This is a genomic window from Paucibacter sp. JuS9, from assembly GCF_044043925.2.
Taxonomy (GTDB): domain Bacteria; phylum Pseudomonadota; class Gammaproteobacteria; order Burkholderiales; family Burkholderiaceae_C; genus JAUASW01.
Genome location: NZ_CP194172.1, coordinates 594,766 through 610,554 on the forward strand (window position 1 = coordinate 594,766; position 15,789 = coordinate 610,554).

General features: G+C 66.5%; 8 protein-coding genes. 2 read left to right on the top strand and 6 right to left on the bottom strand.

All coding sequences use genetic code 11. The annotated features are described in order from the left end of the window. Positions 1-114 precede the first annotated feature (114 nt). The 4 genes from ABT392_RS02590 to ABT392_RS02605 form a co-directional block, all read right to left on the bottom strand. Complete coding sequence (locus tag ABT392_RS02590; protein WP_395386721.1) at positions 115-1,710, bottom strand: serine hydrolase domain-containing protein; 1,596 nt, start codon at positions 1,708-1,710, stop codon at positions 115-117. Positions 1,711-1,752: 42 nt separating this feature from the next. Continuing rightward, positions 1,753-2,835, bottom strand: a complete 1,083-nt coding sequence (rsgA, locus tag ABT392_RS02595) for a ribosome small subunit-dependent GTPase A (protein ID WP_395386720.1) — start codon at positions 2,833-2,835, stop codon at positions 1,753-1,755. Between the two features lie 524 nt (positions 2,836-3,359). Further along, a complete protein-coding gene (locus ABT392_RS02600; RefSeq protein WP_395386719.1) occupies positions 3,360-5,039 on the bottom strand; it encodes a M20/M25/M40 family metallo-hydrolase in 1,680 nt (559 codons plus the stop codon). 140 nt (positions 5,040-5,179) lie between these two features. Further along, positions 5,180-7,933, bottom strand: a complete 2,754-nt coding sequence (locus ABT392_RS02605; RefSeq protein WP_464970898.1) for an exo-rhamnogalacturonan lyase family protein — start codon at positions 7,931-7,933, stop codon at positions 5,180-5,182. Positions 7,934-8,154: 221 nt separating this feature from the next. Here ABT392_RS02605 and ABT392_RS02610 point away from each other — a divergent pair, with 221 nt between their 5' ends. Beyond that, entirely contained in the window at positions 8,155-11,328 is a 3,174-nt protein-coding gene (locus tag ABT392_RS02610; RefSeq protein ID WP_334278559.1) for a TonB-dependent receptor, read from the top strand. A gap of 743 nt (positions 11,329-12,071) precedes the next feature. Here the strand turns inward: ABT392_RS02610 and ABT392_RS02615 are convergent. Continuing rightward, on the bottom strand, positions 12,072-13,433 hold the full coding sequence (locus tag ABT392_RS02615; RefSeq protein WP_395386717.1) for an FGGY-family carbohydrate kinase: 1,362 nt from the start codon (positions 13,431-13,433) through the stop codon (positions 12,072-12,074). A gap of 150 nt (positions 13,434-13,583) precedes the next feature. On the opposite strand from ABT392_RS02615, the gene ABT392_RS02620 reads away from it, so the two are divergent. After that, the gene (locus ABT392_RS02620) at positions 13,584-14,837 is read left to right on the top strand and encodes a serine hydrolase domain-containing protein (protein WP_395386716.1); all 1,254 of its coding nucleotides are present in this window, start codon (positions 13,584-13,586) and stop codon (positions 14,835-14,837) included. Between the two features lie 9 nt (positions 14,838-14,846). On the opposite strand, the gene ABT392_RS02625 is transcribed toward ABT392_RS02620, so the two are convergent. Beyond that, positions 14,847-15,701 (bottom strand): DeoR/GlpR family DNA-binding transcription regulator, encoded by an 855-nt coding sequence (locus tag ABT392_RS02625; RefSeq protein ID WP_395386715.1) that lies wholly within the window; start codon positions 15,699-15,701, stop codon positions 14,847-14,849. Positions 15,702-15,789: the final 88 nt, after the last annotated feature.

Here is a 15,789-nt window from a genome sequence, read left to right on the forward strand (position 1 = left end):
GGGCGGCCCGCAGCGCAGGCGCGAAGCATCGCATGGATGACCCGGCCGGACCTCGGTTCTGGGGGCGCGTTTACCGCCTCTTTACCTGCAGCAACGCGGCTTGTTGCAGATCGCTCAAACCGACGATTGATTCTCGAAGCGCAGCTTCTTGATGCGGCCGGTGTCGACAAGCAAGGCCTGCACCTTGCCGGCGGCATCGCGTTCGACGCGCAGGAGCTGGGTCGGCTGCATCCAGTAGCCGCCGCTGCGCAGCTCGACCAGATCGGCTGTCAGTGCATGCAGGGTCCAGGACTGTCGGGGCTTCAGGAGCGGGCCTTCGGCGCGCAGGCTCAGGTCCTCGGCGATGTGCCAGCAGGCGTCCGCATCCTTGCTGTAGTAGCGGCCAGCAAGGCCGGGCGGCATCGGCGCTGCCGGGTCGACGCGATGCAGCCTGGCGATGCGACCGGCGCCGATGTCCAGGCTCAGCGCCTCGGGGCCGTCGGTACACAGGCGGAACTCATAGACGCCCCGCAGCGGCCGCCAGTTGCCGTCGGCATCGGCCTGCAGCTCGAAGCCGGCACCCCATTGCGAGCACATCACGCGGCCTGCGTCGTCCACAGTCAATTCGATCAGCTGGCCCTGCTCGGCATCGAGCCAGCGACCTTGCCAGGCGGCGAGACTGCATGTTGGCGCAGGCGCGGGCCGGTCCAGCGCGAGGCCCGCCAGTTCGCGAGCGACCTTGTAGGGATTGCTGCCGCCGTCGTTGGAAATCACGACGACGGCGAGGCGCTCCTCAGGCAAGAGCAGGAACTCGGTGCGAAAGCCCGGCCACAGCCCGCCGTGGCCGATGGTGGCCAGGCCTTGCCAATGGCCATGCTCCAGCCCGCGCGCATAGGGCGACGCGTGGCCCGCCAGCAGCGGCGCATGCGCTTGCAATGCCGTGACCAGCTCGGCCATGCCTGGCCCCGGTTGCAGGAGCTGCGCAGCCCAGATCAGCATGTCTTCCACGGTCGACACCAGCCCGCCTTCGCCGCCGTGCTCGAAACCATGCATCGCGCGGCGCCAGTGGCCGGGCTCGCTGCTGTCGGGCAGGTAGGGCGTGGCCAGGCCGGGCTGTGGGCGGTCGCATGCCTTCACCATTTGCGTGGCCTGCATGCCCAGTGGACTGAACAACTGCTGCTGCAGGAATTCATCAAGGCTGTGGCCGCTGATGCGCTCCACCAGCAGGCCCAGCAGGGCGAAACCGCTGTTGCAGTAGAGGAAGCGGCTGCCAGGCCTGAAGTTCAGGTGCCTGCAGCGCGCAATCGTCTGCAAGAGCTGTTCACGGTCCACGCGCAAGTCGAGATTCACGCCGCCCAGGCGCAAAAGCTCCAGCATGTCGGGCAGGCCGCTGGTGTTGCGCGCCAGCTGGTCCAGCGTGATCGCTTCGGGCAAGCCGCCCAGTTCGGGCAGATGCTGGCGAACATCGTCCGTCATGCGCAGCAAGCCTTGCGACTGCAGCAAGAGCACGGCGGCCACGGTGAACTGCTTGGAGACCGAGGCGATGCGCAGCCTGGAGTCGCGCCGCAGCGGCGTTTGCTGCTCCAGGCTGGCCAGGCCGTAGCCCTTGGCGAGCAGCACCTCGCCGTCGCGCAGGAGGCCCACGCTGTAGCCCGGCGCTGCGCGGCCTTGCAAGGCCGCGAAGTAGTGGTCGACGCGGGTTTGCAGATGGGCCGCCGCAGCGTGGATCATGGGTGCTCCTCAGAGGCTGGCCAGTGTAGTGGCGGCACTCCTTCAATCGCGACCTCGCAGGCGTTTCTTGAGCTGCACGCCCTTGACGATGCGCTTCCACTCGGCCAGCCGCTCGCGCCGCTCCAGGTAGCTCATCTCGCCTCGCTGCGCCTCGCGTTGCAGCTTCTCGTAGCTCTTCAAGCGCTCGGCGCTGATACCTTCGCGCACCGCGCAGCCGGGCTCATCGCCGTGGCTGCAGTTGCGGAAGCGGCAGGCTTGGGCGAGGTTCTGTACATCGTCGAAGGCCTGCGCCACGGCGTTCGCGTCGGCGTCCAGCGTGAGGCTGCGCAGGCCCGGCGTGTCGATGATGCAGGCGCCGCTGGTGCAGCGGTGCAGGCTCCGGCTGGTGGTGGTGTGGCGGCCGCGGCTGTCGTCGAGTCGCACCGAGCCGGTGAGCTGCTCCGACTGCCCGCTCAAGGTGTTGGTGAGCGTGCTCTTGCCAGCGCCGCTGGATCCCAGCAGGACGAGCGTCTGGCCCAGGCCCATGTAGGGCTCGAGCACCGAGCAGCTCTCGGCCGACGTGCTGTCCACCGCCACGACATCGAGCAGGCCGGCGTGGCTGTGGGCGAGGTGTCGGCGCACCTCGGCAAGGCGGTCGGGCAGATTGACGCAGAGGTCGGCCTTGCTCAGCACCACCACGGCGGGCACGTCGGCACTGCGAGTCAGCACCAGGTAGCGATCGAGCCGGGCGAGGTTGAAGTCCTTGTCAAGGCCGAGTACCAGCAGCGCGCAGTCGATGTTGCTGACCAGAGGCTGCAGCCAGCCTTCGGGGTCACGCCGGCTCAAGGCACTGAGCGGCGGGATGCGCGCGCACACCCAGGCGCTGTCGCCCTCGGGCTGGGCGAGCACCCAGTCGCCAACGGCGAGGCGCTGGCCATGGGCCCGCATGGCACTCAGCAGGGCCGGGCGGATGCGGCCTTGCATTGCGCCGTCGGCGCCCGCCAGGCGCAGCACATCGCGGTGGATTTCGGTCACGCGGACGAGCGCCGCGGCGGGGTGCTGGTCCGACAGTGCGGGCAGCAGGGGGAGGATGGATTGATTCAGGCCAAGGCGGCGCAGCGCCTCGAATTGCAAGCTGTCGAGCATGACGTTCTCATGGGCAAATGGAGCCGGTCCCCGCGGCGGTGTTCGTCGCAGGGGAATGAGGTCAAGGTCGGCCGCGGGCGCGGCAGCTTGTCAGGCGGGGAGGTGTTGCGGCGCGGCAGCGCTCAGGGCGAGCGCGGCGCGGAAGTCTCTTGCCTTCAGGCAGCCAGGGCGGCGGCCGACAGGAGGTGGGCAATGTCATGGATTGCGTTCATGGGGCGCTCCTGTGTGAAGGGTTGAGAGGGAAGAAACAGTCGCGCAGTGTGCCGGCGGGTGCCGAGCCGCGTCAATAGTCATGGCGCCACAAAAGCAAAGAGCCACCAGGGGTGGCTCTTCTTCGCTTCCGGACACCTGCGCACTGGGCTGGCGACGGTTTACTTCAGCGCTGGTGACGGGTTCCAGTTCTCTGCCCAATTTGCAGCCGGTTTTCGCTTCCGTGCCTTGCATTGTGCTGAAGGCTCGTGACGGCGATATGACGAAGAACAAACATTCTTCGGTTCATATCGCCTTCAGTGCCGGGTGCCGGCTCAGCGCGACGACAGCTCGCCCAGGGCCTTGCGGTCCTTGCTGCGCACGCGCTTGTCGGCCTTCAGCTTCTCGGCCTGCTTTTCCTCGGCCGTGTGCTCGGTCGGCATGGGCTTGCGCGGCAGGCGTGCTTCGGTGGTGGCGGCGTTGTAGACCAGGGTGGCCAGCACCACGGCGGCCTGCTTCATGTCGTCGGGCAGCACGTGGTCGGAGGAGTCGACATGCGTGTGGTGCAGGCGGGTGAAGTAGTCAAGCGGGTCCTGGATGAACTGGAACCCGGGCAGGCCCACCTGGTCGAACGAGGCATGGTCGGTCGAGCCGGTGGAATTGTTGGTGATGACGCCGTCGCTCAGGTCGCTGACCTGGCCGAACCAGTCAGCGAATGAAGCGCGAGCGGCGGCATTGCCCTGGGTGTAGATGCCACGCAGCTTGCCGCTGCCGTTGTCCACATTGAAGTAGAGCGAGAGCTTTTCATGCTCGGGCTTTACGGTAATGGGCCAGCCCGGGTTGCTCCACATCCAGCGCGGCAGCGCGCGTTCCTTCGGGTCGGTCGGTTTCGGGCGGCTGGCGAAATGCTCTTCCACGTAGGCGGCCGAGCCGACCAGGCCCTGTTCCTCGCCGGACCACAGACCCAGGCGCACGGTGCGCTTGGGGTTCACGCCGACGGCCTTGAGGATGCGGATGGCTTCCATCGTGATGGCCACGCCGGCTGCGTTGTCAACGCCGCCGGTGGCGCCGTGCCAGGAGTCCAGGTGGGCGCCCAGCATCACGACCTCGGGGCCGCTGCCGGGGATCTCTCCGAGCGTGTTGTGGGCGTTCACGTCTTCGTCGTGGAAGCGGGCGTCGACGCTGAAGGTGATCTTGGGCGTGATGCCGTTCTCGATGGTGCGGGCCAGCATGTTGTAGTGCTCCACCGGCAGCATCAGGCCTGGTACCGGGAAGGTCTTGCCCACGCGGTGGTTCTGGCCCATCACGCGGACGAGGCCGCCATCCCAGGAGCTGCGGAACAGGGCGCCGGCAGCGCCTTCTGCCTTCAGGAACGCTTCGCGTGCGTCGTTGAAGCGGCTGAACTTGCGGCGCGCCTCCACGCTGTCGGGCGGGGTGTTGCCGTCGTTGGCCGGTGCCTTGATGTTGAAGGCGCGCATCTCGTTGAGCTCGGCGGCCGAGTAGCGCTTGGAGACCTCACGGCGCGGCTCCTCGGTGTCCATGGGCTCGTTGAGCATCACGACCTTGCCCTTGATCTTGCCCTTGTACTTGGCGAGCTCGGCTTCGGTGACGGCGTCGAGCATCACGACCTCGGCCTCGACCGTGCCATTGGTGCCCGGCGTCCAGGCCAGCGGGATGGTGTGCAGCGAAGTCCTGCGCGGGAAGGTCAGGTCCATGCTGGCCTTGTCATAGGTCCAGCCGCGGCCGAACTCGAAGGCTTCCTGGTGCACATTGGCCAGGCCCCAGCTCTTCATGCGCTCCATGGTCCAGAGGCTGGCCTCGCGCATCTTCGGGGAGTTGGTCAGGCGCGGGCCGATCTTGTCGGTCAGGTGGTGCAGCGTCTGCATGACCTGGGAATGGTTGAAGCCCTGGTCCCGGATCGCGTTGATCACTTCGGGATCAGGCTTGGCACTCACGAGCACGGGGACCAGCAGGGCGGCCACGGCCAGCGCCTGTTGCAGTTTGTTCAGCTTCATCGAGGGGCTCCGACGGATATTTGGATCCAGAAAACGGGGCAGTCTACGGGGCGCGCCAGGGGGTGCCATTCGTCAGGGCCGTCTTTTGTGCGTTGGCGGGGGGAGGGGAAATACTGAGTCCACCCGCCAAGACAGGGCCCTCAGCGAGGAATGGCCGCGGGCAGCTGGTCGCCGATCAGTGCCAGGTTCTGGATGGCGGCCAGCCCCCATTGCGCCGTGCTGTTGGTGCTGATCCAAGGCGCTTCTTCCACCGGGTTCAGCACCAGCGGCCCCTGAACCTTCTGCGTGCGCAGCGGCTGGCTGCCGAAGCGGTCGCCGGCCAGGAATTCGCGCCAGGCGCGCTGGGCCAGGGCCGGGTCCTGCTTCTTCCAGGCGGCATAGGCCGTCAGCCGGGAATGGCCAACGAGCAGGGCGTTGGTCGCGCCATGCGGCATCCCGAGCTGCCGGATCTGCTCGTCCTTCGAGGCATTGAAGAGCTCGCAGTACTGCAGCCAGGCCTTCTCGAAGCCGGGCGCCACGCCGAGCTCGATCAGCTCGGCAAAAATCTCCACCGCGCCAAACACCGCGTTCAGATGGCTGGCCTCGGCCTTGTCGCCGGCGATGTTGTAGACATGGCCGGTGGCCGGCTCGTAGCCCGCCCGCTCGGCACTGAAGAAGCCCTTGGGCATGCCGCCGATGTCCTGCATGCCGCGCAGGATCTTGTCGCGGTATTGCGGCTTGCCGCTGCGCTCCCATTCGGTGAGCCAGTTGGCGGCCAGCGACGCCCAGTCGGTGCCGAAGCTCAGCCGCGCCGGGTACGGCCCCTTGGGCGGCTGCTTGGCCAGTTTGCGCACCGGGTCCACCGCATCGAGCTGGCGGTCCACGTCGAGCAGCGACTGCATGATGTCGCCGATGCGCTCGTCGGCGGTCATGAAGTAGTAGAAGCGCCGGTAGGCCGCCGTGCTGATGCGTGCCTGCTTGGCGCTGCAGCCCCAGTGCTGGACGTTGTGCCGCGTGCCCAGGCCCTTGAAGCGGCCGAGGTGGTAGGTGTCGACCTCACTGGTATGCCGAACCATCGCCTCGGCGAAGCGGAAGATGTCGGCGCGGCCGGTGCGCAGGAACGAGTACCAGAGCCAGAGGTCGGGCGAGAGCTCGGAGTTGTCCCAGGCGAAGCCGCCCACGTCGTAGCGCCATTCATGGCGGTCGGCGTCGTAGGTGTGGCGGACGTCGCCGTAGTCCCAGAAGCCGTACCAATGACGCTGCTCGACCTCCTTCTTGTAGAAGTCGAACAGGAAGTCGAGCCGGTCTTCGATCGCGGCCTTCATCGGGTGGCTGCGGTCCGGCAGGCTCCACAGGCTGCCGAACACGCCGCTGGCCAGGTAGTGCTCGGGCGTGGCCACGAGCTGGGGCGGGGTCTGCACCGCGGCAGCCATCTGCACCAGGCGCTCGCGCGTTGGCGTCGCGGCCAGCGCCCACAGCATCAGCTCGCTGCTGCGTGCCACGCCGTGCGGCGTGCCATAGCCCTTCTCGTAGTCCTCGTAGGTCATCTCGAGGCCTTCGAGCTCCTGCGCATGCGTCTCCATGCCCAGGCCATCGTGATAGAAGCGCATGTCCATCGCCGGCGCTTCCGGCGAGCGCATCCACACGGTGACCTGCGCCGCGTCGGTGTGGCTGTTGCGGATGTCCAGCTGCACCGGATGGCGCTGCCAGAAGTCGCGCAGGCCGAAGGCCACGCCACCGGTGGCGCCGCCTATGTAGCCGGTGCCCGGTGCGCGATGGCCCCAGGCGGCATTGATCCAGCCGTGGCCGGCCTTGGTGCGCTTCTTGATCTGGAAGGCATCCGCCGCGACCTGGCTGAGCGTGTAGTCGCCCCAGGCCGGGATGCGGTGCATCAGCGTGCGCACCTGAGTGCCGAACTCGGCGAGCGGCGGGCAGGCGCGGCCATCGAACTGCGCGGCGCGCACGGCGGCGCCGGGGTCGCGGCGCAGGCCGGTGAGATTGCGCACGCCTTCGGCCCACAGCCCGCCGTTCTCGCCGGCAAAGCGGACATGGCGGTCGTGCAGCGCATCGCGCATCGGCACCTCGAAGCGCAGGCCGATGCCGCGCAGGAAGTCCTTCGCCTCGTCGCCGTCGTAGACGAAGCTGTGCATCACGCGCAGCGATTCGGCACCGGCATGGAAGTAGACGCGCAGCACGAAAGGCAGCCAACTGCGCTGGCCCGCGCGGTGCACGCCTTCGATCTTGATGACGGCGCGCACCGGGCCGTTCTGCTCGACCGTGGCGCTGCTGATCTGGCTGTCGAAATGCGTCTGCGTGACCGGGCCGCTCTCGGCATCGGGCTTGTCGTCGGCCACCGCCACCAGCATGCCGGCGCGCAGGATCTCGCGGCCGTCGCGGTGCACCGAGCGGATTGGCTGCGAGCCGCTGCGCGCGATCACGCATTGCAGCACGCCGGTATCAACCGTGACTGCATCGCGGCTTTCGGTGACTCTCAGCGCGCTGGCCGGTGCCGTGGTTGCCGCCGCCGGCTCAATGCTCATCTGCACACCCAAGGGCACACCCGCCGGCAATGCATGGGCGGTCCACTTGAGCGATCCATCCGGCCAAAAAGCGAGGGGCCAGCTCTGCATCGGCAAGGCCTGACCCTGGCCGTTCTTCAGCGCGAACACCTGCTCCGGCCTGGCCTGACCCTTGGGCCAGGGCAGGCCCCAGGTCGTGCCGGTGGACAGCGCTGGTGCGGCGCCTTCCAGCCATCGCAAGCGAGCGCCGCCCGTGAGCGCTGGCGCTGACTTTGCAACGGCCGCGACAGCCGCCGTTCCAGCCGCTTTCGCTGTGGCGGCGCCAATGCCTGCCAGGGGCACGGCGCCGGCGGCTGAGGCGGTCTTGAAGAAGGAGCGGCGTGTATATCGGTTCATGAGGAATCGAACGGTACAGGGGTGCCGCAGGCCCCGATGGCGCCGCAGCGAGGCGCCATTCTGTGGGCTTCTCAGGGTTTGTGCGGGGCGTTTCCGATCACGGTCTTGATTCTTTGCTGAGAGCCAAATCCAAAGCGATCAGCCAGTCCTAGACTGCAAATCAGAACAGCGTTTCATTGAAGCAGCTGTCAACCCATGGACGACTCCTGGAGACAAGCAAGATGACTGCCTATACCGGCCGCAGCGCCGCCCAATTCCCTCTCAAGACCGGTACCGCCATCGCCATCGCGGCACTGTTTGCCGCCGCCGCCGCCCAGGCCCAGCAGGCAGCACCTGCTGCCGCTGCCAAGCCCGCGGCCCCGGCCGCCGAGAAACTCGACAAGGACGGCAAGCCGGCCAAGAACCAGCTGGAGACTGTCGAGATTGTCGGTACGCGCCGCTCGATTGCTTCGGCCATCGACCGCAAGAAGAATGCCGGCACGGTGACCGATTCCATCGTCGCCGAAGACGTCAATCAATTCCCCGACAAGAATGTCGGCGAGGCGCTCTCGCGAATCTCGGGTGTGCAGTTGAGCCGTGAATTTGGCGAAGGCTCGCAGGTGTCGATCCGCGGCGTGGAACCCGACCTGAACCGCGTCGAGATCAACGGCATGTCGGTGCTTGGCACCAATGGCGGCGCCGGCCGCGGCGCCGAGCTGCGCGAGCTGGCTTCGGAGCTGATCCAGTCCATCGACGTGGTCAAGGGCACGCAGGCCCGGTTCACCGAAGGCGGCGTTGGCGGCACGGTGCTCATCAACACGCGCAAGCCGCTGGACTTCAAGGACCGCACGATTGCCGGCAGCATCGCGGCCGAGCAGGGCAGCCTGCGCGGCGGTGTCCAGCCCCGCGGCACCCTGCTGCTGGCCGACAAGTTCCTGGACGGCAAGCTCGGCCTGATGGCCAACCTGGTCTACGACAAGATCTACACGCGCGGCGACTTCTCGCGCAACACCTCCTGGACCTTTCTGCGCGACTGGGACAACTCGCCCGAGAAAACGCTGACCAGTCTGAACGCCAGGGCCGCTGCGGTCACCACGTTCGCCGGTTGCGCCGCCCTGACCAATGCCACCGACCGCTCGCAGTGCCAGAGCCAGTGGTTCGACTACGCGCCGCGCATCTCGCGCTACGGCATCTGGGAGCGTGACCACAAGCGCAGTTCCGCCGAGTTGACCGCGCAGTACAAGTTCAGCGACAACTTCAACGCCTGGCTCATGTACCAGGCCAACACCCAGGCGCAGAAGCTCAACGACATGAACTTCGGCACCGACCTGACGGCGACGAACCGCCTGTCCAACGCGGGCAACTCGCCTGTGTACCGGGCCGACGGCACGGTGCAGACCGCAGGTACCTGCACGGCCATCAGCGGCACGGCCACGCCGGCCACCATGACGTTCGAGAACCACCACGTCACGAGCTACACGGTCGGCAACTGCCTGGCCGTCGCCGGCCAGGGTGGCCAGGGTGCCTTCTCGACCTCGGCACGGGACTTTGCGCTGGACATCAAGTCGGTCTACAACCAGGCGGGCTTCAAGTACAACAAGGACAACTGGAAGATCGACGGCCAGCTCAGCAATGCCACGGCTGACTACAAGAGCGAGAGCAATGCCATCGTGCTGACGCAGAATGCGCCGGGCCTGGTGGTGAAGCTGGGCGCCGACCGCCTGCCGACATTCACCTTCCCGAGCGGCTACAGCCCCGACAGCGCCTCGTCCTATGTGCAGGCGCAAATGCAGTACCGCCCCTCGGCGACCAAGAACTCCGAGCGCCAGGGCAAGCTGGACTTCACCTACGACATCGGCCACAGCTTCTTCAACACCCTGTACTTCGGCATGCAGGCGCGCGACTCGCGCTCCGCCCAATACAACGGTGGCGGCTACCTGGTGCAGAACAACGGCAGCCTGAGCAACACCACGGAAGCGGTGGACATCAACGCCCGCACCGCCAACGTCAACCAGACCATCATCTTCGACCCGCTGTACACGGGCACGGCCCAGCGCCCGAACGACACCCAGACCTTCATCAACACCGGTTTCCGCACGTCCTACGTCACCGGCGCCAAGATGCAGGAGGTCGTCAACGCGCTGCGCACCAGCTCGCCGGGCACCTTCTTCGGCGGCTACGGCAACATGGGCAACGTGCCCAGCAACTGGACGGCGCCCAGCTATGCCGCTGCCGTCTCGTCGGGGTACTTCGACACCAGCGCCTTCAATCACGCCTACCTGTACAACACGCCCGGCAGCGACGGCAAGACTTATCCGCAGGTGCCGACCTTCGACATCGCCGAGAAGATCGAGGCCGGCTATCTGCAGATGGACTGGGGCACCGAGCTGTTCGGCATGGCGCTCGACGGCAACCTCGGCGCTCGCTACACCGCGACCCGAGTGAAGTCCACCGGCCTCTACACCGACCGCACTTGCGATCCGGCCGTGCTCACGACCTGCACGGTGCTGGTGAACAACAACAAGGTGGTCGGCATCGACAGCAGCTACAGCGACATCCTGCCCAGCGTGAATGCTGCGCTGCAATTGCTGCCCGAGAAGCTGATCCTTCGCATGGGCTGGGGCAAGGTGATGGCACGCCCTGCGCTGAACCTGCTGGCACCCAACGTCACCTGCACCACCGGCAGCGGCTCGCCCGGCCGCGGCGGCGATGGCGTTGACGACTGCACGGCCGGCAACCCCGACCTGAAGCCCTATCGCGCCACCAAGCAGGACTTGAGCCTCGAGTACTACCCGAACCGCGATTCGCAACTGAGCCTGGCGCTGTTCCGCACGAACATCGACACCTATGTCCGCGCCAACATCCGCCAGGGCAGTGTCAATTTCTTCGGTGACGGCCGCCTGTTCGACGTGACCCAGGCGATCAACGGCGAGGGCGCACGCACCCAGGGCTTCGAGCTGTCGGGCCGCACGGCGCTGACCTTCCTGCCCGGTTTCCTGAGCGGCTTCGGCGTCGATGCCAACCTGACCCGCATGACCTTCAGCTACGCCGCCGGCAATGAGCTGCTGAGCCCGCTGGACAACTCGGTGCTGCCTTATCCGGGCCTGTCCACCAAGGCCTACAACCTGGGCCTGTGGTACGACAAGGACTCGTTCAACGCCCGCATCGCCTACCACCATCGCAACAAGTACTACACGGGCGGCAACGACGTGTCGGGCAACCCGAACTTCCGCGACGGCAGCGGCTACCTGGACGCCAAGGTCCAGTACAAGCTGAACAAGAACTTCACGTTCTCTCTGGAGGCCAAGAACCTGACCAACCAGGCCGAGCTGACCTACGCTGGCGACCTGCAGCGCCCGAACGAGCTGGCCTGGTCCGGCCGCCGCTACTACCTGACGGTGGGCTACAAGCTCTGATTCCGCTTATGTCTCCTGGCCGCTGCAACGGCCAGCTTCTGCGGCTCCTTCGGGAGCCGCTTTTTATTGCCGCTCCGCCGATTTCTCGGGATGACTCATGACGGCACGTTGCAGCCGTTCGAGAAGCCCACTTCGGGAGAGCGTTGCACGGCAACCCGGGCAGCCGCACGGCTCAGGCAAGGGGGCCGGCCTTGCAGGCCGACTCCCCTGCGCTGCTCGCAACTCGGGGCGGCACGCAACTCGCTCCACTCACTTCGTTCGATGCGCTCAGACAGGGCGTGCCAAGTCAGTCGTTGAGGCACGCTGCGCGTGCTGCCCCGAGCCGCTGTGCTGCTCGGCCCCTTGCATTCACCGCGCAGCTGCCCGGGTCACCGTGCAACGCAGCGCCGCGTGGGGGTGTTTGCTCGCAGGCCACGAACGCTGCACGGGCACAGGCTGGCCCCGCTGCCGGGCGATTTGTGCGCGGCCGAGAGCGCAGCAGCGCGGGCCGGGCGTGCGCAGCACGCTTCAACAACTGACTTGGCGCGCCCTGTCTGAGCGGCACGAACGAAGTGAGTGGAGCGAGTTGCGCGCCGCCGGCCCGTGATGCGAGCACCGAGGGGAGTTGGCCGAGAGGCCAACCCGCGCACCATGAGCCCGGTGGCGGGGCCAGCCTGTGCCTACCGCCCGACCTCTGCAAACGCGAAGCGAACGGCCGCAATGTGCCGGTCGGCGCTATTCCTGTAGATCGGCGACGAATTCTTCTATGGCCTGGGCAGCAGGGCCTGCCATTGCCGGCGATAGCTCGACAGGCCGGACAGCTGCAGCGGGGCTGCCAGGTGCTGCGAGGCTGCGGGCTGCTCGCCCCAGCGGTGCAGCATCCAGCCGCCGCAGGTCGTGCCGCTGCTGTCGTCCGACATGCTGACCCGCTGAGTGGGTCGAAGCGCAGCCAGCACGGCGCCAAACAGCGGGTTGCGGCCGAAGCTGCCTTCCACCACCACGGGGCCGCTGGCATGGAGTGCGCCAAGGCAGTAGTCGGTCATCAGGGCGCAATAGAGCGTGGCCAGTGCCGCCTGCTCGGCCGGCGTCTTGGGCGCGGGGCCTTCAACGCGTCCGACCTGTCCGGCAAAGGGGCCGCCGGCTTCAGCAAAAGAGGGCAGGGCCAGCGTGCCTTGGTCGACCACGGCCTGCAGGTCGGCAATGGTGAACGCCGCCGGCTCTCCGCCCGCCAGTGCAGCAAACTCGCGGCCGCCCATGAAGCGCATGCAGGGCACGGCCTGGCCATGCACATCGACATTGGCCAGCATGTCCTGCCGCTCATCGAGTTGCGGGCTCGGGCTGCGCAGCGCTGCGGCGATCACCCAGGTGCCGGTGGAGAGCACGGTGACCGGCTCCTGCGATTGCAGGTAGCGCAAGAGCGAGGCATTGCTGTCGTGGATGCCGCAGACGACCTCGCAATCGGCCGGCAGGCCGGTGGCGCGGGCGACTTCGGGAAGCAGCGGGCCGAGCGGGGTCCAGGCGGCTTGCAGGGGCGGGAACTTGTCTTCCCATCCCAAGGCGCTCACCAGCGAGGAATAGCTCCTTGCTTGCGGGTTCCACAAGTCCGTATGGCAGCCGAGCGAAGTCAGCTCGCTTGCCGCCACGCCGCTGAAGCGCCAGGCCCAGTACTGCGGATACATCAGCACATGGCGGCTGCGCGCAAACTCGACCGGAAAGCGCGCGGCCAGCCAGGCCAGTTGCCGGCCGAGGTTGAGCCCGGCCGGCAGCTCGGGCGACAAGGTTTCAGCGAAGGCCGGGCGCTTGCTGCGGTAGCTCTCTTCGGGCGGCGTGAACTCGTAGTCCAGCACCGGCAGCACGAGGCCTTGTTCATCGACCATCGCCGCCGTCGCGCCATGCGTCACCGGCACGATGGCGGTGATGCGAGCCTGGGCGGCGAAGTGCTGCAGCGTCTCCAGCATCCAGGGCCAGAGGCCTTCGACATCCAGATGCGGATAGGGGCCGCTCTGCAAGACGACGTTGGGCCGGCGCTGCTCCTGGAGCACGCGACCATCGCGGCCGAGCAGGCTCAGCTTGCTGTTGGTCTTGCCGATGTCGAGGACGACGGTTGCTTCTTCTTCCATTTTCATGAGGCGAATGCTGCCAGCAAGCGTGGCCCTGCATCATGCCCTGCGCGCGATGAGCGCATTTCTCGCATGCGAATGATTGTTTGACCGGGCCTGAAACAGGGACACTCTTCGCGCGTCGAACTTCCGGGCCGTATCGAGATGATCAGAAAGATGAATCTGTGTGCCGCGCTGCTGCTGGGACTGAGCCTGATCAGCGCGCCACTGCATGCCGCCAAGCCGGCCGAGCTGACGCCCGCAGGCTTCTCGGTCCAGCGCCTGCAGCGCCTGGATGCCGTGGTCGAGGGGGAGGTGAAGCAGCAGCAGATCGCCGGCGCCATCGTCTACATCGCCCGTGATGGCAAGCCGGTGCACTTCAAGACCTACGGCCAGCAGGACATCGAGGGCGGCAAGCCCATGCAGAAGGATGCGATCTTTCGCATCGCTTCGATGAGCAAGGCGCTGACGAGCGTGGCCGCGATGATTCTTTACGAGGAAGGACATTTCCTCCTGAAGGACCCGGTGGCTAAGTTCATTCCGGCCTTCGCGAACTCGGTCGTCGCTGTGCCGGCGCCCGCTGGCTCCGGCCAGGCCTACGTGACCGAGAAGCTGCGCCGCCCGATCACGATCCGCGACCTGCTGCGCCACACGGCCGGCATGACCTACGGCAGCGGCCTGGCCAGTGCCGAGTACAAACGAGCCGGCCTGGCCGACTGGTACCTGCTCGACAAGGACGAAACCCTGGAGCAGATGGTCGACCGCCTGGCTGCCCTGCCTTTGCACGGCCAACCCGGTGAGGCCTTTCAGTACGGCTACGCAACCGACGTGCTGGGCCGCGTGATCGAGGTGATTTCAGGCATGCCGCTGGACCGATTCATCGCGGAGCGCATCACCGGGCCCTTGAAGATGCCCGACACCAGCTTCTTCCTGCCGCCCGAGAAGACCGCGCGGCTCGCCAATGTCTACGGCATGGAAGGCGGCAGGCTGGTGCTGAAGGAGACGGCGGCGAAGAGCGATTTCGTCAACGGCCCGAAGCGCCTCTTGTCTGGCGGCGCCGGGATGCTCTCGACCACGACCGACTACGCGCGCCTCCTGCAGATGCTCCTGAACGGCGGCGAGCTCGATGGCGTGCGCCTGCTGGCGCCCAAGACCGTGGCGCTGATGCATGCCAATCACACCGGCGACAAATACCGCAGCATCGACGGCGACGGCTTCGGCCTGGGTTTCTGGACCATCGGCGACGTGGGCATCAGCGGCGAGATGGGCTCGGTGGGCGCCTATGGCTGGGGCAGCGCCTACTTCCCGCAGTACGTGGTCGACCCGAAGGAGCGGCTGATCCTGATCTTCATGACGCAGCACCGCCCGGCCGGCAATTCCACGCTGAACCAGCGCATCAAGGTGCTGACCTACCAGGCGCTGGTCAGGTAGACCGGCCCATCAGAATCGATCATTCGCCGCCAGCGGGAACTCGCTAGAGGACTCGAAGTCGGCGGAGCCGCCGTCCTGCTCCAGCGGCTCCGGCGCCACGGTCACGACCTTGACGCCTTCGTGCTCCAGCGCCTGCACCGCGCCGTCGCTGGCGCCGGTGTCGGTGATCACGCAGGACACGCGGTTCAGCCCGCACAGGATGAGGCCGGCGCGGCGCGCGAACTTGGAGCTGTCCACCAGCACGATCAGCTCGTCGGTCTGGCTGATCAGGCGCTTCTCGGCCTGGATCAGCAGCGGGTCGGCTTCCATCAGCCCCAGCAGCGAGAGCCCATAGACGCCCATGAACATCTTGGCCGCGTAGTGGTGCTGGGTGATGTCGTTGTCGAACGGACTCAGGATGACGTTCTGCTCGCGGTAGACCTTGCCGCCCGGCAGGATGATCTCGTTGTCGCTCGATACCAGCAGCCGCTCGGCCATCAGGAATGAGTTGGTGAGTATCTTGAGCTGCTTCTCGACCAGAAACTCCACCATCATGTAGGTGGTGGTGCCGCCATTGATGATGATGGTTTCGCCGTCATTGCACATGCTGCTGGCATGGCGGGCAATGGCGCGCTTTTCAGCGGCGCGATTCTGGATATTGTTCTGGAATGTTTCGCTGGACAGCGTGAATTGCCGCTTTTTCTGCTGCAGTTTCGCCGCGCCGCCGCGGGTGCGGGTCAACTGATTCTTTGCGGCCAGCCAGCCAATATCCCGGCGCACCGTGGCGGCGGAAGCAGATAACCATTCGGTCAATTCCTGGACGCTGGCATGCTGATGCTCGTTGAGCAGTTTGAGCAAACGCTTGTGGCGCTTGTGATTGATCATGAAATCACCTCGGATACTGGCGCTGGCAAAGCAATCAGGCGAGCAGCGGAATCACCAGCCGGCTCCGCCTGTTCACCGCGCTCATGAG